The organism is Acidovorax sp. GW821-FHT10A04 (assembly GCF_059415825.1).
The window spans coordinates 1-18,813 of sequence record NZ_JBWKNZ010000007.1 but is presented as its reverse complement, the minus strand read 5'-3'; the positions used below and the strand labels follow the sequence as shown (position 1 = coordinate 18,813).

Annotated in this window: 16 protein-coding genes; 5 read left to right on the top strand and 11 right to left on the bottom strand. The window is 68.4% G+C overall.

Going from position 1 to position 18,813, the window contains the following annotated elements:
• Positions 1 to 63: 63 nt before the first annotated feature.
• Genes AC07PF_RS15885 through AC07PF_RS15875 form a run of 3 tightly spaced genes read right to left on the bottom strand, consistent with a single transcriptional unit; the run spans position 64 to position 2,166 of the window.
• Positions 64 to 441, bottom strand: a complete 378-nt coding sequence (locus tag AC07PF_RS15885; RefSeq protein ID WP_007848237.1) for a Rieske (2Fe-2S) protein — start codon at positions 439 to 441, stop codon at positions 64 to 66.
• A gap of 30 nt (positions 442 to 471) precedes the next feature.
• Positions 472 to 1,143: an HAD family hydrolase gene (locus AC07PF_RS15880; protein WP_007848238.1), complete on the bottom strand. Its 672-nt coding sequence runs from the start codon at positions 1,141 to 1,143 to the stop codon at positions 472 to 474.
• A gap of 12 nt (positions 1,144 to 1,155) precedes the next feature.
• A complete protein-coding gene (locus AC07PF_RS15875) occupies positions 1,156 to 2,166 on the bottom strand; it encodes an RluA family pseudouridine synthase (protein ID WP_494612536.1) in 1,011 nt (336 codons plus the stop codon).
• Between the two features lie 591 nt (positions 2,167 to 2,757).
• On the opposite strand from AC07PF_RS15875, the gene AC07PF_RS15870 reads away from it, so the two are divergent.
• The 4 genes from AC07PF_RS15870 (at position 2,758) to queF (ending at position 8,654) form a co-directional block, all read left to right on the top strand.
• Entirely contained in the window at positions 2,758 to 5,922 is a 3,165-nt protein-coding gene (locus AC07PF_RS15870; protein WP_494612535.1) for an Rne/Rng family ribonuclease, read from the top strand.
• 153 nt (positions 5,923 to 6,075) lie between these two features.
• Positions 6,076 to 6,855, top strand: coding sequence for a peroxide stress protein YaaA (yaaA, locus tag AC07PF_RS15865; RefSeq protein WP_494612534.1), 780 nt, complete (start codon positions 6,076 to 6,078; stop codon positions 6,853 to 6,855).
• A gap of 8 nt (positions 6,856 to 6,863) precedes the next feature.
• Entirely contained in the window at positions 6,864 to 7,763 is a 900-nt protein-coding gene (locus AC07PF_RS15860; RefSeq protein ID WP_494612533.1) for a 2OG-Fe(II) oxygenase, read from the top strand.
• A 39-nt stretch (positions 7,764 to 7,802) separates the two neighbouring features.
• Positions 7,803 to 8,654: an NADPH-dependent 7-cyano-7-deazaguanine reductase QueF gene (gene queF / locus AC07PF_RS15855; RefSeq protein ID WP_494612532.1), complete on the top strand. Its 852-nt coding sequence runs from the start codon at positions 7,803 to 7,805 to the stop codon at positions 8,652 to 8,654.
• A gap of 33 nt (positions 8,655 to 8,687) precedes the next feature.
• Here the strand turns inward: queF and AC07PF_RS15850 are convergent, their stop codons facing one another.
• The 7 genes from AC07PF_RS15850 to amaB all read right to left on the bottom strand — a co-directional run bounded on the left by AC07PF_RS15850 (position 8,688) and on the right by amaB (position 17,217).
• On the bottom strand, positions 8,688 to 8,948 hold the full coding sequence (locus tag AC07PF_RS15850; protein ID WP_007848258.1) for a hypothetical protein: 261 nt from the start codon (positions 8,946 to 8,948) through the stop codon (positions 8,688 to 8,690).
• Between the two features lie 75 nt (positions 8,949 to 9,023).
• The gene (locus tag AC07PF_RS15845; RefSeq protein ID WP_494612531.1) at positions 9,024 to 10,292 is read right to left on the bottom strand and encodes a Y-family DNA polymerase; all 1,269 of its coding nucleotides are present in this window, start codon (positions 10,290 to 10,292) and stop codon (positions 9,024 to 9,026) included.
• A 65-nt stretch (positions 10,293 to 10,357) separates the two neighbouring features.
• Positions 10,358 to 12,055, bottom strand: a complete 1,698-nt coding sequence (locus AC07PF_RS15840) for a thiamine pyrophosphate-binding protein (RefSeq protein ID WP_494612530.1) — start codon at positions 12,053 to 12,055, stop codon at positions 10,358 to 10,360.
• A gap of 48 nt (positions 12,056 to 12,103) precedes the next feature.
• Entirely contained in the window at positions 12,104 to 13,330 is a 1,227-nt protein-coding gene (locus tag AC07PF_RS15835) for a pyridoxal phosphate-dependent aminotransferase (RefSeq protein ID WP_494612529.1), read from the bottom strand.
• Positions 13,327 to 14,226 carry an amino acid ABC transporter substrate-binding protein gene (locus AC07PF_RS15830; protein WP_007848271.1) on the bottom strand — a complete coding sequence of 300 codons (900 nt, stop codon included), beginning with the start codon at positions 14,224 to 14,226 and terminating at the stop codon, positions 13,327 to 13,329. Before AC07PF_RS15830 ends, AC07PF_RS15835 begins: the two co-directional genes overlap by 4 nt.
• Before the next feature lie 83 nt (positions 14,227 to 14,309).
• A complete protein-coding gene (locus AC07PF_RS15825; protein WP_494612528.1) occupies positions 14,310 to 15,485 on the bottom strand; it encodes an NAD(P)/FAD-dependent oxidoreductase in 1,176 nt (391 codons plus the stop codon).
• Positions 15,486 to 15,684: 199 nt separating this feature from the next.
• Positions 15,685 to 17,217 carry an L-piperidine-6-carboxylate dehydrogenase gene (amaB, locus tag AC07PF_RS15820; RefSeq protein ID WP_494612527.1) on the bottom strand — a complete coding sequence of 511 codons (1,533 nt, stop codon included), beginning with the start codon at positions 17,215 to 17,217 and terminating at the stop codon, positions 15,685 to 15,687.
• 204 nt (positions 17,218 to 17,421) lie between these two features.
• Here amaB and AC07PF_RS15815 point away from each other — a divergent pair, with 204 nt between their 5' ends.
• Positions 17,422 to 18,342 carry a LysR family transcriptional regulator gene (locus AC07PF_RS15815; protein ID WP_007848276.1) on the top strand — a complete coding sequence of 307 codons (921 nt, stop codon included), beginning with the start codon at positions 17,422 to 17,424 and terminating at the stop codon, positions 18,340 to 18,342.
• Here AC07PF_RS15815 and AC07PF_RS15810 read toward each other — a convergent pair.
• Complete coding sequence (locus AC07PF_RS15810; protein ID WP_494612696.1) at positions 18,337 to 18,645, bottom strand: TipAS antibiotic-recognition domain-containing protein; 309 nt, start codon at positions 18,643 to 18,645, stop codon at positions 18,337 to 18,339. The genes AC07PF_RS15815 and AC07PF_RS15810 overlap by 6 nt on opposite strands.
• Positions 18,646 to 18,813 lie beyond the last annotated feature (168 nt).

The following is an 18,813-nucleotide window of genomic DNA, read 5'->3' as shown; positions in this document are numbered from 1 at the left end:
CGTGCACCCCGGGCAGGCAGGGGTGCAGAAAAACAGGGGCATGCCCGTTCGGATCATCATGCTCTAGAACACGACGGGCTGGAGGTTGTAGGCAGTATGCCAGTGCACCACACCGTCGGACTCCGAGAGGGTGATCTTCACCAGGCCGCCCCGGCAGGGCCCGCCCGCACACTGGCCCGTGTCGGGCAGGTAGGCGGCGCCATGCGTGGCGCACAGCAGCCAGTTGCCGGAATCGTCGAAAAAACGGTCCGGCTGGTAGTCCATCTCCATCGCCACGTGCGTGCAGCGGTTGAGGTAGGCGTGCGGCGCCCCGCGGTAGCGGATGGCGAAGGCGCGGCAGGTCTGGCCGGCGTAGGTCACATCGAACGGCACCGCAAGGCCGCCGTCCGCCAGGTCGGCGCTGTTGCACAGGGCGATGGGGGCGGATTCGGTGGTGCTCATGGCAGGACAGCAGTGGCGCGGGGGCGCAGATCAGCCATTGGCCCGCAGCCAGTCATGCAACTCGCGCACGGAATGCGCCACGGCCAGCGGCTGCAGCACATGGAAGGCATCGGGCTCATGGGCGCCATAGCTCACCCCCACGCTGGCACAGCCGGCGTTCAGCGCCATCTGCAGGTCGTGCGTGGTGTCGCCGATCATCAGCACGCGCTCGGGCAGCACATCGAACTCGGCCATCAGCTCCTGCAGCATCAGCGGGTGGGGCTTGCCGGCTGTCTGGTCGGCCGTGCGCGAACCGTCGAATACGCCCTTGAGGTCCTTGGAGTGCAGCACGTCGTCCAGCCCGCGCCTGCTCTTGCCCGTGGCCACCGTGAGCAGGTGCCCGGCGTCGCGCAGGTCGGCCAGCATGGGCAGCACGCCCTCGAACAGGCTCAGGTCGTCCTGGTGCTGCAGGTAGTGGAAACGGTAGCGGTTGCCCAGCTCGGGGTATTTCTCGGGCGGCACGTCGGGCGCTGCATGGGCCAGCGCCTGCATCAGCGCCATGCCGATCACGTACGAAGCGGCCTTGTCCGTGGGCACGGTGCCGCCCACGTCCTTCACGGCCGCCTGGATGCAGCGCACGATGATCTGCGTGGAATCGAACAGGGTGCCATCCCAGTCAAAGGCGATCAGGTCGAAGCGGCGGGGACGGGACGTGGGGCGCATGGAGGAAGGCACTCAGGCAGAAGGGACAAAATCGGCCAGTTCGGGCGGCAGTTCGGCGTTGAGCGCCACGCGCTCGCCACTGGCCGGGTGGTTGAACTGTAACCTCCAGGCGTGCAGGAACATGCGCCGCATGCCCAGCTTCTGCAAGCGTTTGTTCAGCTCGAAATCACCGTACTTGTCGTCACCCACGATGGCGTGCCCCTGGCTGGCCAGGTGCACGCGGATCTGGTGCGTGCGACCGGTCTTGATGGTCACCTCCAGCAAGGTCATGGCCGGCAGGCCCTGCTCCTGGCGCGCCGGCACCTTCTGGCGCACCTTGACCAGGGTGATGGAGCGCATGCCATCGGGGTCGTCGGCCGTGGTCACGCGCACCCGGCGCTCGCCATCGGCCTGCAAATACTTGTGCAGCGGCAGGTCGATGACCTTGTTGCTGGCAGCCCACACGCCCGTGACCAGGGCCAGGTAGGTCTTGCCGGTTTCGCGCTCGCGGAACTGGTCCTGCAGGTGCGTGAGCGCCGAGCGCTTCTTGGCCACCAGCAGGATCCCCGAGGTGTCCCGGTCCAGCCGGTGCACCAGTTCCAGAAATTTCGCGGCCGGCCGCGCCTGGCGCAACTGCTCGATGACGCCGAAGCTGACCCCGCTGCCGCCATGCACGGCCACGCCTGCGGGCTTGTCGAGCGCGATCACATGCTCGTCCTCGAGCAGGATGGGAAATTCGCGCGCGGGCGCCGGGCGCTCGGCCTTCTCGGCCACCTTCTCGGAGACACGCACGGGCGGCAGGCGCACCTGGTCGCCCGCCTCCACCCGGGTGTCGGCGCTGGCGCGGCCCTTGTTGATGCGCACCTCGCCGCTGCGGATGATGCGGTAGACATGCGTCTTGGGCACGCCCTTGAGATGCCGTATCAAAAAGTTATCGAGGCGCTGGCCCGCCGAGTCCTCGTCGACCTCGACGAGCCGGGCGGCTGGCGGGTTGGAAGCCGGGGCGGGACCGGACGGCGGTTTGCCCCCTATAATGTGTTTCACCTGCGCGTTGCTGTGTAAGTGGTTGATTTGTCTGGAGTTTAGTCCACACGACCGCCACACGGGCGCAGGCCGGTCGATGCCAGCGGGTGTCGCCCACGCAGATTGCAGGCCAGATGCTTGCAATGGCCTGGGCGCCAGCCGGCGGGCTGACAGATTGAAACACTGATACGGAATCCCCCAAGCTGGCAGATGCGCCCCACCAGGGCAAGGTCTGCCAGCGGATCGAAGCGAGCATGTGGTTGTTGATGGCCTGGATTGTGACCTTGTGGCGGTGGCGCATGCCCCTGGCCATGCGCGCGCAATGGCAAGGGCCTGTGGCATCCACCCGGCAAGCGCAACCAGCCGCCTTGTTCGTGGCAAAACTGCGCCTCTCCCACTCGCCCCCTTCCACGCGCCCCTGCCTTTTGCTGCCGCGCTAACGCGCGGCAGGCTTTCGGCATCCCCGGCAATTCCCTTCGTTTCGACGCGTCAGTCCAGGCATTCACGGCTCCTGTAGAGCTTGTTCAATGGTTTGGAACTGCGGGTGGCAGCCCGCTGCAGCACTGATGGCTGCGCCGCTGCCCACCGCGAAACACAAGAAGGAATCGCATCATGAAGCGGATGCTCATCAACGCCACGCAGCCCGAAGAACGGCGCCTGGCCATCGTCGACGGACAAAAGCTCCTCGACTACGAGATCGAGATCGAGGGGCGCGAGCAGCGCAAGGGCAACATCTACAAGGCCGTCGTCACGCGCGTCGAGCCTTCGCTGGAAGCCTGCTTCGTCGACTACGGCGAAGACCGCCACGGCTTCCTGCCGTTCAAGGAAATCTCGCGCAGCTATTTCGCCCCTGGCGTCTCCCCCAGCCAGGCACGCATCAATGAAGTGATCCGCGAAGGCCAGGAACTGCTGGTCCAGGTCGAAAAGGAAGAGCGCGGCAACAAGGGCGCAGCCCTGACCACCTTCGTCTCGCTGGCCGGCCGCTATGTGGTGCTGATGCCCAACAACCCTCGTGGCGGTGGCGTCTCGCGCCGCATCGAGGGCGAGGACCGCGCCGAGCTCAAGGAGGCGATGGACCAGCTGGAATACCCCAACGGCATGTCCATCATCGCGCGCACCGCCGGCATCGGCCGCACCGCGCCCGAGCTGCAGTGGGACCTGAACTACCTGCTCAAGCTGTGGAACGCCATCGACGGCGCCGCCAAGGGCGGCAAGGGCGCCTTCCTGATCTACCAGGAATCGAGCCTCGTCATCCGCGCGATCCGCGACTACTTCAACAACGACATCGGTGACATCCTCATCGATACCGACGACATCTACGAACAGGCGCAGCAGTTCATGGCGCACGTGATGCCCGAGCATGCCGCCCGCGTGAAGCGCTACCGCGACGACGCCGCCCTGTTCAGCCGCTTCCAGATCGAGCACCAGATCGAATCGGCCTATGCACGCACCGTGCAACTGCCCTCGGGCGGCGCCATCGTGATCGACCACACCGAAGCGCTGGTCAGCGTGGACGTGAACTCGGCCCGCGCCATCAAGGGCGGCGACATCGAGGAAACCGCCACCCGCACCAACCTGGAAGCCGCCGACGAAGTGGCCCGCCAGATGCGCCTGCGCGACCTGGGCGGCCTGATCGTGATCGACTTCATCGACATGGAGGAGAGCAAGAACCGCCGCGAAGTGGAAAACCGCCTGCGCGACGCGCTGCGCCAGGACCGCGCCCGCGTGCAGTTCGGCACCATCAGCAAGTTCGGCCTCATGGAAATGAGCCGCCAGCGCCTGAAGCCCGCGCTGTCCGAAGGCTCGTCCATCCCCTGCCCGCGCTGCGGTGGCTCGGGCCACATCCGCGACACCGAGTCCTCGGCGCTGCAGATCCTGCGCATCATCCAGGAAGAGTCGATGAAGGACAACACGGCCGCCGTGCACTGCCAGGTGCCGGTGGAAGTGGCCTCGTTCCTGCTGAACGAAAAGCGCACCGAGATCGCCAAGATCGAGCTCAAGCAGCGCGTGGCCGTGCTGATGGTTCCCAACAAGACGCTGGAAACCCCCAACTACCGCCTGGAACGCCTCAAGCACGACGACCCGCGCCTGGACCACATCGAAGCAAGCTACAAGCTCGCCGAGGAAGTGGAAGACCCCACGGCCGTGACGCGCCGCTCGCAGGAGCCCACCAACAAGCAGACCCCGGTGATCAAGGGCGTGCTGCCCGACGCACCGGCCCCGCAGGTCGAGCCCCGCCCCGAAGGCACGGCCCGCCCCGCACGCGCCGGCCAGGGCCAGCGCCCCGCAGGCACACCAGCCGCCGCTGCCCCCACGCCCGCACCGGCACCTGCTGCAGCTGCCCCGGCCGCGCCGCAGGAGCAAGGCATCCTGGCCTTCATCAAGGGCTTCTTCGGCTTCGGCGACAAGCCAGCAGCACCGGCCCCGGTGGCAACCCCTGCCGCCGCGCCCGCACCTGCCGCGGCAGAAACCACCGCCCGTGAACCCCGCCGTGATGGCCGCGGTGAAAGCCGTGGCGGACGCCGCAGCAACCGCGACGCGCCTGGCCGCAGCGATGGCCAGCGCGAAGGCGGCGGCCGTGACGGTGGCAACCGCGATGGCGCCGCAGAAGGCCGTGGCCGCCGCGGTGAGCGCTCGGCCGAAGGCCGCGCACCGCGCGATGCCGAGGGCCAGGGCAACCGCCCACCCCGCGAAGGCGGCGAACGCCGTCCCGAGGGTGAAGGCCGCGAGGGCCGTGAAGGACGCGGCGGCCGCAATGGCCGTGGTCGCAACGACGGCGAAAGCCGCAACCAGGCCAACGGCGCTGCGCTGAATGGCGAGCAGGCCGCTGCAGTTGCCGGCGCCCAGGTGGAAGGCCCGATCGGCAGTGGCGCCGACGCCGCCGCCGGCCAGCCCCCCCGTGGCGAACGCGGCCCCCGCCGCGAGCGCGGCGACGGCTCCGGCCGCCGTGAACGTGGCGAGCGCGGTGAGCGCGCCCCCCGCAATGCCGAGGGCGCTGAACAGGCGGCACCGGCCGGCGACTTCGCCGATACCTCGCCGCTGGCGTTGCTGCCCGACCTGGACCTGACCGGCAACGAGTCGGCCAACGCCGCTGCGGGCAGTGAAGAGCAACGCCGTGAGCGCCGCTCGCGCGACCGCTACGGCCGCGACCGCCGCGAACGTGGCGAGCGCGGTCCGCGCGACAATGCCGAGGGCGCAGCCGCACCGGCACCGGCAGCAGCCCCACTGCTGGACTTCGATACCTCGGCGGTCCCAGCCCCCGCGGCCGAGCCCCAGGACGATGCACCACGCCGCAGCTACTTCAGCGCCCCCGCCGAAGCCGCAGCACCCGTGGCAGCGCCCGTGCAGGAAAGCACCCCTGCCCCGGTTGCAGCGGCACCCGTCGCCCCTGCACCAGTGGCACAGGCACCTGCCCCTGTGGCAGCACCCGTGGCTGCCCCTGTGACAGCGCCTGTGGCCGCCCCGGCGCCCGCTGTCGCCGCACCGGTGGCGGCAGCCCCGGCCCCCGCAGCCGGCCTGCCCCGTGTGCAGGCATTCACCCTGCCGCTCGGCGAGCTGCAGCAGGTTGCCGAGTCGTCGGGCCTGCAGTGGGTGAACTCCGATGCCGCAAAGATCGCCGCCGTGCAGGCTGCGATCGCAGCAGAGCCCAAGCCCATCCACGTGCCGCGCGAGCGTCCACCCGTGGTGGTGGTCGACGAGGGCCCGCTGGTGCTGGTGGAAACCCGCCGCGACCTCTCGGCGATGAAGCTGCCTTTCGAGCAGCCACCGGCCGCCTGATGCGGTGAGTGCACAAGAAGGCGGCCTCGGCCGCCTTTTTGCTTTTCGGGCCCCCCTTTGCGCAGGCGCATGGCCGATGCCGGTATCCTTGCGGCCACGCCCGCCGGTGCCCCACTTTCCTTTTGTTCGACCTCGACGAACCACCACGCCACCATGCTGTTCCTGCTGTCCCCCGCCAAGTCGCTGGACTACGAAACCCCGCTGCCACCCGACCTGCCGCACACACTGCCGCAGTTCGTGCCGCAATCCAAGGACCTGATCAAGGTGCTGCGCGAGAAGTCGCACCAGGACATCGCCACGCTGATGTCGCTGAGCGACCCGCTTGCCGCACTGAACGTGGCGCGCTACCAGGCCTGGAAGCCGCGCTTTACCGACACCAACTCGCGCCAGGCCCTGCTGGCCTTCAATGGCGACGTCTACGAAGGCCTGGACGCGCGCACGCTGGGCAGCGAAGACCTGCAATGGGCACAGGACCATGTCTGCATCCTGAGCGGCCTGTACGGCCTGCTGCGCCCGCTGGACCGGATGCAGCCCTACCGCCTGGAGATGGGCACGCGCCTGGCCACCGAGGCCGGCAGTAACCTCTACCAGTTCTGGGGCGACCGCATCGCCAGGCACCTGAATACCCGGCTGCGCGCCGACACCACGCCGGTGGTGGTGAACCTCGCCTCGCAGGAGTACTTCAAGGCCGTGGACACCAAGGCCCTCAAGGCGCGCGTGGTCGAGTGCGTTTTCGAGGACTGGAAGGGTGGCACCTACAAGATCATCAGCTTCCATGCCAAGCGCGCGCGCGGGCTGATGGCGCGCTACGCCGTGACCCAGCGCATCGCCACCCCGCACGGCCTCCAGGGCTTTGGCCTGGAAGGCTACACTTTTGCTCCCGCTGCCTCCCAACCCGAGCGCCTGGTGTTCCGGCGCAAGACCAACGTGTGAGATCTGCCATGGCATCGTCTTCCGAACAGTCGCCGTCCACCACCAGCACCGCCGCTGCGGCACGCCAGGCCATCACGCCCGAGCTGCGCCGCTGGATCGTCGAACAGGCCGAGGCCGGCTTTGCCGCGCCCGTGGTGCTGCAATCCATGCGCGATGCCGGCTGGAACGAGGACGTGGCCGCCGAGGCCCTGGAAATCACGCTGCAGGACCACCTCAACGCACTGGCCGAGCAACAGGGCCAACCGCCCGCCGTGAAGGTGCCCGAGCCCCTGCTGGACGAATCGCCGGCCCAGATCGACGCTGGCGACCGCGCGGTGAACATCCTGCTGGCCATCGCCAAGCCGCGCATCGTGGTGTTCGGCAACCTGCTCTCTGCCGAGGAATGCGACGCCCTGATCGCCGCGGCCACGCCCCGCATGGCACGCTCGCTCACGGTCGCGACCAAGACCGGCGGCGAGGAGGTCAACGACGACCGCACCAGCGACGGCATGTTCTTTCAGCGCGGCGAGAACCCGGTGGTGCAGCGCATCGAGGAGCGCATCGCCCGGCTGCTGGACTGGCCCATCGAGAACGGCGAGGGCCTGCAGGTGCTGCACTACCGCCCCGGGGCCGAGTACAAGCCGCACTACGACTATTTCGACCCGGGCGAGCCGGGCACGCCCACCATCTTGAAGCGCGGCGGGCAGCGTGTGGGCACACTGGTGATGTACCTCAACACGCCCGAAAAGGGCGGCGGCACCACATTCCCCGACGTGCACGTCGAAGTGGCTCCCCAGCGCGGCAATGCCGTGTTCTTCAGCTACGAGCGCGCCCACCCTGCGACCCGCACGCTGCATGGCGGCGCACCGGTGATTGCCGGCGAGAAATGGATCGCCACCAAGTGGCTGCGCGAGCGCGAATTCAAGTAAGGCGGCACCACCGCCCAGCCAACCAGGGAAGCACCCGCCATGAACGACAACACCCCCGAGCAATCCCAGCTGGGCAAGGCCTCCGCCTATGTGGACCAGTACGACGCCTCGCTGCTGTTCCCCATCCCGCGCGCCGGCAAGCGCGCCGAGATCGGCATCACCGCAGCCCCGCCCTTCTTCGGCGCGGACCTGTGGACGGCCTTCGAGCTGTCCTGGCTCAACCAGCGCGGCAAGCCGCAGGTGGCCCTGGTGCACATCACCATCCCCTGCGAGACGCCGAACATCGTCGAGAGCAAGTCCTTCAAGCTCTACCTGAACAGCTTCAACAACACGCGCTTTGCCGATCCATCCGAGGTGCAGGCGCGCATCCGCACCGATGTGAGCGAGGCCGCCTGGCGCGGTGCCGAGCACCCGGCCACAGTGGGCGTGCGGCTGCTGCTGCCCGAGATGTTCGACCGGGAACCGGTGCACGAGCTCGACGGCCTGAGCCTGGACCGCCTGGACGTGGAGTGCACCCACTACCAGCCCGCGCCACACCTGCTGCACGCCGTGCATGACGAGCCCGCCGTCACCGAAGTGCTCACCAGCAACCTGCTCAAGAGCAACTGCCTGGTGACCGGCCAGCCCGACTGGGGCAGCGTGCAGATCCGCTACACCGGCGCCCCCATCGACCAGGAAGGGCTGCTGCAGTACCTGGTGAGCTTTCGCAACCACAACGAGTTCCACGAGCAGTGCGTGGAGCGCATCTTCATGGACCTGTGGACACGCTGCAAGCCGCTCAAGCTCACGGTCTACGCGCGCTACACGCGCCGCGGCGGCCTCGATATCAACCCGCTGCGCACCAGCCACCCGCAGGCCCTCCCGGGCAACGTGCGCACCGCACGGCAGTAAACACCTGAGCCGGCGCGACCTCTCAGGTGGTGTTCACGCCCTGAGCCAATCGCATCGCAACTTGTTCAAGCGGTGCGCCCGGGCACGCCAGCCCACGTAGAGGCTGGGCAACAGAGTCCCGGCAAAACACAGGGGCGCAGCCCAGGCGTCACCCAGCGCGCACGTGGGCACCCAGCCCACCCAGCCCATGAGCCAGAGCGTGAGGACCATATCCCACAGGTGGTATTCCAGCGGATGCTCCACCCGGTGGTCCACATGCCATTGCTTGATGCGTTGGAGCTCCTTGAGCGTCATGACCATCTCCCGCCAGAGGAATGATCAATGTAAGTTTGACGTAAGACTTCGTCAAGCCCCCCCGCCCGTCGGCCCTCAGAACAGCGGTCGGGTGTGCGGGTCGGCCTCGCGCACCCGGGGGGCGCGTGGTTCGGGCGGGCCGTCTGGCACCTCGCCCTCGCGCTCCAGCGTGCCCACGCGCACGCCCAGCAAACGCAGCTTGCGGTCAAGCGGCACCCGCTTGAGGCACAGGCCCGCCGTGCGGCGGATGGTGGCCGCGTCCTGGGTGTAGCGGTCCAGCGTCTGGTCGCGCGTGGCGATCCTGAAGTCGTCGTAGCGCAGCTTGATGCCGATGGTCTTGCCGACATAGCCCTTGCGCTGCAAATCGGCCGCCACGCGCTCGCACAGGTCGGTGAAGATGCGGCCGAGCTCGGCCTTGTCGCGCACGGCATGCAGGTCGCGGTCGAAGGTGGTCTCGCGGCTCATGCTCACGGGCTCGCTCTCGGTCACCACAGGGCTGTCGTCGCGGCCCCAGGCCACGCGGTGCATCCAGGCGCCGCTCGATTGGCCGAAGCGTGCGATGAGCCACTGTGGGTCCTGCTCGGCCAGCTCGCCGATGGTCGTGATGCCCAGCGCCGCGAGCTTCTCGCCCGCCTTGGGGCCGATGCCGTTGATCTTGCGCACGTTGAGCGGCCAGATCCTGTCCTTGAGGTCTTCCTCGTGAACGATGGAGATGCCGTTGGGCTTGTTGAACTCGCTGGCCATCTTGGCCAGCAGGCGGTTGGGCGCCACGCCGATGGAGCAGGTCAGGCCCGTCACGTCGAAGATGCTCTTCTGGATCAGCCGCGCCAGCACCCGACCCCCTTCGCGCTGGCCGCCGGGCACGTCGGTGAAGTCGATGTAGACCTCGTCCACCCCGCGGTCCTGCATCACGGGCGCGATCTCGGCGATGGTGCTCTTGAACAGGCGCGAGAAGCGGCGCACCTCGTCGAAATCCACGGGCAGCACGATGGCATGCGGGCACAGTTTGGCGGCCTTCATCATGCCCATGGCCGAGCCCACGCCGAACTGCCGCGCCGCGTAGGTGGCGGTGGTGATGACGCCCCGGCCCACATAGTCCTTGAGCAGGGGAAAGTCGGCCACCGGAATGAAGTGCGGCTCGCGCAGACCCTGGCCATCAGGGCTCTGGTGCAGCAGCTCGTCCACCTTGCGCCGCCCGCCGCCGATGACCACGGCCAGGCCCTTGAGCTGCGGGTAGCGCAGCAACTCGACGGATGCGAAGAAAGCATCCATGTCGAGGTGCGCGATGCGGCGCAGGCGCGGTGCGGAAGGCTCGTCGGGCGGTGGGGAGGTCACGGCCTCCATTGTGCGCAAAAGCGCAGACACCCTGCTGTCAGCCGCCCAGCCGACCGCAGGGTTTGGGCGCGGTATTACTTCTTGGCGAGCGCCGCGTTGCGCAGGCCCTGCAGCGTTCCCGTCGGCGTGATCGCCTCGGGATCGATCAGGCAGTGCAGCACACTGGGCAGGCCGCTGGCACGGGCGCGGGCCAATGCAGGGCCGAACTCCTCGGTGGTAGTGACGCGCTCGCCATGGCCGCCGAAGGCCTGCGCGTAGGCCTTGAAGTCGGGGTTCTTGAGCGCGGTAGCGCTGACGCGGCCCGGGTACTCGCGCTCCTGGTGCATGCGGATGGTGCCGTACATGGCGTTGTCCAGCAGCACCACGATGATGGGCAGGCCGTACTGCACGGCGGTGGCGAACTCCTGGCCATGCATGAGGAAGTCGCCGTCGCCGGCAAAGACCACCACCTCGCGCTGCGGCCACAGGCGCTTGCCGCCCACGCCGGCCGGCAGGCCGTAGCCCATGGAGCCGCTGGTGGGCGCCAGCTGGCTAGCGTAGGTGGTGAAGGGCCAGAAGCGGTGGATCCAGGTGGCGAAGTTGCCCGCGCCGTTGCAGAAGATGGTGTCGGCCGGCAACACCTCCTTGAGGTGCTGCATCACCTGGCCCATCTGCAGGTCGCCGGGGATGCGGATGGGAGCGGTGTCGCTCCAGGCCAGGTATTCGGCGTGTGCGGCCTCGGCATGGGCCGCCCAGGGCACGGCGGCCTTGGGGCGCACCGCAGCCAGCGCGGCGGTGAAGGCCTGCGGGGTGGCATGGATGGCCTGCGCGGGGCGGTACAGCCGGCCCAGTTCGTCGGCGTCGGCATGCACATGCACCAGGGGCTGCACGGGGTTCGGAATGGCGAACAGCTCATAGCCCTGCGAGGGCACCTCGGACAGGCGCCCGCCCAGCACCAGCACCAGGTCCGACGAGCGGATGCGCGCCAGCAGCTTGGGGTTCACGCCCAGGCCCAGGTCGCCGCCATAGCAGGCATGCGTGGCCGGGAACAGCATCTGCCGGCGGAACGAGCAGTACACAGGCAGCGACCAGGCCTGGGCAAAGGCCGTGAACTCGCGCACGGCCTGCTCGGACCAGCGGCTGCCGCCCAGAATGGCCACGGGCTGCTGGGCCTTGCCCAGGCGCTCGGCCAGCTCAGCCATCTGCGCAGCGCCGGGGTGGGTTTCGGTCACCTGGTAGGGCAGCGCGTCGGCCACCGTGGCGGCCTCGGTCAGCATGTCCTCGGGCAGGGCCACCACCACCGGGCCGGGCCGGCCCGAGGTGGCGACGTGGAAGGCGCGCGAGATGAGCTCGGGCACGCGGGCCGGGTCGTCGATCTGCACCACCCACTTGGCCATGGTGCCGAACACGGCACCGTAGTCCAGCTCCTGAAAAGCCTCGCGCCCCAGCGCCCCGCGCGCCACCTGGCCTACGAACAGGATCATGGGCGTGGAGTCCTGGTGCGCGATGTGCACGCCGGCCGAGGCATTGGTGGCCCCGGGCCCGCGCGTGACGAAGCAGATGCCCGGCTGGCCGGTGAGCTTGCCCTGAGCCTCGGCCATCATGGCGGCGCCGCCCTCCTGGCGGCAGACGGTAACGGCAATGTCGGCGTCGTGCAGCGCATCCAGCACGGCCAGGTAGCTTTCACCGGGCACGCAGAACAGCTGCTTGACGCCATGGGTGATGAGCTGCTGGACCAGGATCTGGCCGCCCGTGCGGCTGGCGGCGTTGCTGGAGGAGGAAGGCGTGGTCATGTCAAGGGTCCGAAACGAAAGAAACAGAAGAAAGAAGTCACAGGGGCATCAGCGCAGCGCCTCGCAGGCACGGCGGATGCGCGCGCAGGCTTCCTGCAGGTCGGCCATGGACGCAGCGTACGAGATACGGAAGTACGGCGCCAGCCCCAGCACGCTGCCGGGGACCACGGCCACATGGAACTCGCGCAGCAGGTAGTCGCAGAAATCCGCATCGCTGCGCAGCGTGGCGCCACCCGGCGTGGTGCGGCCTAGCACGCCTTCGCAACTGGCAAAGGTGTAGAACGCCCCTTCAGGCACGCGGCAGCGCAGCCCCGGCGAGGCGTTGAGCGCGGCCACCACCAGGTCGCGCCGCGCCTGGAATTCGCGGCAGCGCTCGGCCACGATGTCCTGCGGCCCGGTGAGCGCCGCCACGGCCGCCGCCTGGCTGATGGACGAGGCGCACGAGGTAGCCTGGCTCTGCACCACGGCCATGGCCGCGATCAATGCGCGCGGGCCCGCGCCGTAGCCGATGCGCCAGCCCGTCATGGCATACGACTTGGAGACGCCGTTCACGGTGAGCGTGCGCTCGCGCAGCGCAGGCATCACCGCCGCGGGGGTGGCGAAGGCGTGGCCGTCGTACAGGATGTGCTCGTAGATGTCGTCCGCCAGCACCCAGACCTGCGGGTGGTGCAGCACCACCTCCAGGATGGGCTGGAGCTGCTCGGCGCTGTAGGCCGTGCCGCTGGGGTTGGAGGGGGAGTTGATGAACACCCAGCGCGTGCGCGGCGTGATCGCGGCGTCGAGTTGTTCGGCCGTGATGCGAAAGCCATTGGCCTCGCTACACGGCACCACCACCGGCACGCCGCCCGCGATCAGCACCATGTCGGCGTACGAGGTCCAGTACGGCGCGGGCAGGATCACCTCGTCGCCGGGGTTCAGGCTGGCCATCAGCGCGTTGTAGATGACCTGCTTGGCACCCGCTCCCACCGTGATCTCGTGGGTGGCGAACTCCAGCCCGTTGTCATGGCGGAACTTGCGCTGGATGGCGGCCTTGAGCTCGGGCGTGCCGTCCAGCACGGTGTAGTGGGTCTCACCCCGCGCCATGGCCTGCTGCGCGGCCTCCTGGATGTGCAGGGGCGTGTCGAAGTCCGGCTCGCCCAGGCCCAGCACGATCACGGGCTGGCCCTGGCGCTTGAGCTCGTTGGCGGCCTGGGTGATGCGCACGATGTCCGACACGCCGATGGCGCTGATGCGGTCGGCCGCGCGAAAGGCCGTGGCGGGGATGGCGGCGTTCATTGCTGGTAGGTCTCCAGGGGCTTGTCGTTGGGGGCGGCGAACAGCTGGCGCAGCGTGGTGCCCAGCGGCAGGCTCAGACCCAGGTTCTTGGGCGGGATGGGGCTGACGAACCACTTGGTGTAGATCTTCTCCATCTCGCCGCTCTGCATGAGCTTGGTGAGCACGCCGTCCACGGCGGCCTTGAAGCTCGGGTCGTCCTTGCGGAACAGCAGCGCGATCGGCTCGGCGCCCAGCGGCTCACCCACGATGCGGTAGGCCGAGGGGTCCTTGGAATTGGCGATCATCCCGGCCAGCAGGTTGTCGTCGAGCACGAAGGCATCGGCACGGCCCGATTCGAGCAGCAGAAAGCTTTCGTGGTGGTCCTTGCCCAGCACGGTCTTGATGGGCGCACCGCCCAGGGCACGCTCCTGCCTGCGCAGCAGCTGCACGGCCGTGGTGCCGGTGGATGCCGCGATGGTGCGGCCCGCGAGCTGGCTGATGGACTTCAGGTCCGAATCCTTGCGCACCGCCATGCGTACTTCGCTCACATAGGTGGTCACCGCGAAGGCCACCTGCTGCTGGCGCGCGGTGTTGTTGGTGGTGGGGCCGCAGCCGATGTCGAGCGTGCCGTTCTGCACCAGCGGCAGGGTGTTCTGCGCCGTCACGGCCATGTACTCGAGCTTGGCGTCGGGCACGATGTCCTTGAGCACGCGCTCGCACAGCTCGACGTGGTAGCCCACGTATTTTTCATTGGCACCCAGTGCATAGGCCATGGGCGGCGAGGTCTCGCGCACGCCGAGCACGACCTTGCCGCTGGCCTTGATCTTCTCGAGCGTGGTCTGGGCGCTGGCGCCTGCGGCGCACAGCAGCGCTGCCAGTGCCACGGCCATCATCTTGCGGTTGGGGGAAAAAGCCATGTCGTTGTCTCCTCGTTGGTTGTTGTGGATGGCGTTGGGAAAGCAATGCAGGGCGCGCCACACCCACGCGGCGGACCCCAGGTTCAGATGACGTTCTTCTCCAGCAGCGGCCGGTTCTCGGCAATGCGCGTGATGGACAGCGGCGACAGGTCGAGGCTCTGGTAGCTACCCGTGAGCAGCAGCTCGGCCACGCCCCGGCCCACGGCCGGGCACTGCTGCAGGCCGTGGCCCGAGAAGCCGTTGGCGAAGACCAGGTTGTCGCAGTCGGGGGACAGGCCCACGATGGCGTTGTGGTCGAAGGTGTTCATCTCGTAGTAGCCGGCCCAGGCGCCCTGCATGCGCAGCGCCTCGAAGCCGGGGATGCGCTCGGCCAGCGTGGGCCAGACATGTTCCTCGAAGGCGTGGTACTCGGGCTCCAGCGGGGCGAAGTCGGCATCCTGGTCGGCGGGCGGCGCAAAACCGGCAATGAAGCCGCTGCCCTCGGGCCGCAGCCAGATGCCACTGGTGTCGATGAGCAGGGGGCAGCGGGGCAACGGGGCCGGGCTGGACAGGTGGAACACGGTGCGGCGCTTGCCCACCACGGGCAGCGCGATGCCGGCCCAGCCCGCGATGGCAGCGGCCCAGGGGCCACCGGCATTGACCGCATGGCTGCAGGGCAGCGTGGTGCCGCTCTTCAATTGCACCGCGGCCACGTGCTGCACGCCGCCGCTGGTGGCCATGTCCAGGCCCACGGCCTCGTCGGCCACGTAGCGCACGCCCTGGCTCTGCGCCTTCCTGCGCAGCGCGGTGAGCAGCAGGTAGCCGTCGAACCAGCCCTCGCCCGACAGGCCCAGCGAGCCCAGCACCACGTCCTGCAGCGCCAGCCAGGGGAAGCGCGTGGCCAGTTCGTCCGCAGTGAGCAGCGCCACATCGGCGCCATGGCGCCTTTGCAGCCCATGGTTGTCGCGCAGCGTGGCCTCGCCGGCCGCCGTGGCCAGGTACAGGTAGCCGCCCTCGTGCAGGCCGATGCCGGGCACATCGCCGTTGCAGGCCAGCAGCGTGCTCACATTGCGCAGAAAGCCGATGCCATGGGCCGAGATCTGCACGTTGATGTCGGTGGAGAACTGCTGGCGGATGGAACTGGCCGACAGCGCCGAGGAGGCGCGTGCATAGCCCGGGTCGCGCTCCACCACCACGACCTCGCAGCCGGGCTGCTGGCGTGTCAGCTCGTAGGCGATGGCACTGCCGATGACGCCGCCGCCGATGATCACGATGGGCATGGGGTGCTCCTGGGCGTTTGCGTAGCGAACAGCATGGTTAGAAGGTGTGAATGGACCCGGCGTGTCCGAGCAGGCCGCCAAAACGCGTGCGATCTAGGCGCAAAGCACAGCCATAGCTTGGGCTATGGCGAGCATTTGCAACGACGAGCGCGCGCGTTTTGGCGGAATGAGCGGGCATGTCGGGTTCGTTCGCACCTTCTTAGACGTCGAACTTCACGCCCTGCGCGAGCGGCAGGGCGGTGGAGTAGTTGATGGTGTTGGTGGCACGGCGCATGTAGGCCTTCCAGCTGTCGGAGCCGGCCTCTCGGCCACCGCCGGTTTCCTTCTCGCCGCCAAAGGCCCCGCCGATCTCGGCACCGCTCGGGCCGATGTTGACGTTGGCGATGCCGCAGTCGGATCCCGCGGCCGACATGAACTGCTCGGCCTCGCGCACGTTGAGCGTGAAGATCGAGGACGACAGGCCTGCCCCCACGGCGTTGTTCCAGGCGATGGCTTCGTCCAGCGTACGGTAGCGCACCACGTAGAGGATGGGCGCGAAGGTCTCGTGCAGGGCCGGGCCTTCATGCTTTTGCAGTTCCACCAGCGCGGGGCGCACGTAGTAGGCATCGCTGCCGCCCAGGCCCGGTACGCGCTCGCCGCCGTGCACCTTGGCATCCAGGGCACGGGCTTCTTCCAGCGCCTTTTGCATGCCGTCGTAGGCACCGCGGTCGATCAGCGGGCCGACCAGGGTGCCGGCAGCGCGCGGGTCGCCCACCTGCACGTTGCCGTACACCTTGCGCAGTTGGGGCACCAGGGTGTCGTAGATGCTCTCGTGCACGAACAGGCGGCGCAGCGTGGTGCAGCGCTGGCCGGCCGTGCCCATGGCGGCGAAGGCGATGCCGCGCAGGGCCAGGCCCAGGTCCGCCGAGGGCGCGACGATGGCGGCGTTGTTGCCGCCCAGCTCCAGGATGGCGCGCGCGAAGCGGGCCGCCAGGCGCGGGCCGACCGCGCGGCCCATGGCCGTGGAGCCGGTGGCCGAGAGCACGGCCACGCGGGCGTCGTCCACCAGCACCTCGCCGATGCCGCGCTGGCCAATCAAGAGTTCGAGCAGGCCCTCGGGCGCATCGCCGAAGCGGGCCAGGGCGCGCTGGGCGATGGCATGCGTGGCCAGGGCGGTGAGCGGCGTCTTCTCGGACGGCTTCCAGACCACGGAGTCGCCGCAGACCAGGGCCAGGGCCGCATTCCACGACCACACGGCCACGGGGAAATTGAAGGCCGAGATCACGCCGCACACGCCCAGCGGGTGCCAGGTTTCCATCATGCGGTGGCCGGGGCGCTCGGTGGCGATGGTCAGGCCATAGAGCTGGCGCGACAGGCCGACGGCAAAGTCGCAGATGTCGATCATCTCCTGCACCTCGCCCAAGCCTTCGGGCGGGATCTTGCCGGCCTCGATGGTCACGAGCAGGCCCAGGTCGTCCTTGGCGGCGCGCAGCTCTTCGCCGAGCAGGCGCACCAGTTCGCCACGGCGCGGTGCCGGCACATTGCGCCAGGCCTGGAACGCGGCCTGCGCGCGCGCGATGGCGGCAGTGGCGTCGGCCGGCGAGACCTCGTGCACGGCGCCGATGGCCTCGCCGGTGATGGGCGAACGCACCGACAGGCCGCCACCTGTGTAGGCGGCACGCGGCACGCCCAGGCGCTGCAGCAGCGCATCGGCGTCGGTCACGAGGGAAGCAGAGGCGGAGGTATCGGACATGGCGGCGTTGGATAGAAGGGGTTCAGCAATGCCCCCAATATCGCCCAATCGCCATCTGCCGGATAGCAAAAAATTGGAACAACTTGATTCGCAAATAGAATCAACTCTCTTCAATACCCGGGCCATTTTGGGGAATGGATAGGCACCAGCGCAGTGCGCCAGGGTGTAAACCCTGAGAATCATTCTCCTCACGCATGAACAGCCATGTTCCGCAAGACCTTCCTGCCCCCTGTGGCCGACCTGCTCGCCTTCGAGGCGGCCGCGCGCCACACCAGCGTCTCGCGCGCAGCCGAAGAGCTGCACCTGACGCAAAGCGCCGTCTCGCGCCAGATACGCCAGCTGGAGGAGCAACTGGGCATGGCCCTGTTCCACCGCGTGCGCCAGCGCGTGGTGCTGACCGATGCCGGGCGCGTCTACGCGGCCGACGTGCGCGCCCTGCTGCAGCAGCTGTCGGCCGCCACGCAAAAGGCCATGGCCTTTTCGAGCGCGGGCGGGCTGCTCAACCTGGCCGTGCTGCCCACGCTTGGCACACGCTGGCTGATACCGCGGCTGCCGGGCTTCATGGCGCTGTACCCCGATGCCACGGTGAATTTCTCGGCGCGCTCCGAGCCCTTCGACTTTGCGCAGGAGCCCATGGACGCGGCCATCCACTTCGGCGCGCCGCACTGGGCCGGCGCCGTCTGCGAGTACCTGATGCACGAGCAGGTGTTGCCCGTGTGCAGCCCGCACTACCGTGCCCAGCAGGGCCTGCGCACGCCCGCCGATCTGGCCGGTGCCGTGCTGCTGCAGCAGAACACCCGACCCACGCAATGGACCGAATGGTTCGAGCGCATAGGCGCCCCCACCCCGCAGGCGCTGCGCGGCCCGCGCTATGAGCAGTTCTCGATGATCGCGCAGGCGGCGGTGTCAGGCCTGGGCGCTGCGCTGCTGCCGCGCTTTCTGATCGAAGGCGAACTCGCTTCGGGGGCCCTGGTGGCCCTGTCCACCGAGGTGCTCACCAGTAGCGAGGCCTACTACCTCGTATACCCCGAGGCGCGCGCGCAGACGCCACTGGTCAAGGCCTTCAGGGATTGGCTACTCGCGCAGTGCGCGGGCATCGCGACGGCCGCCCGCCCCAGCCTATAGATGGCTGTGCGCGTAGGTGTGGATGGCCTCACCGAGAAACGCCACCATGCGCGGGTGGTAGGCATTGTGAAAAGCCTTCATGTCGGGGTTGTCGGCATAGAACAGCGCCGTGCCGATATAGGCCTCGCGTGACGGCACATAGAAGCGCGACGCAATGGCATGGTGCCGTGCCATGAGGGACTGGATGGCCGGCGAAGAGGGCTCGGCGCTGTCGATCAGCGGCGCCAGTTCCTCATAGAAGCGCTGGAAGTCCTGGTGCGCCCGGGCCTTGTCGACATGGGCCCACTGGTGGGTGGCCGCCAGCGAGGCGGCCTGCTCTGCGCCCTGCGCATCGCGTCATTGCTGGAGGTAATCGGGACTTGCGTTCTGCAATGTAGTCATGGGTGCGGCATTCGGCCGAGGCTGTGTGAAAACCCAACCCTAAACCGCTGCCCAAAACTAAAATAACGGCACCCGATTCAAGCGAGGTGC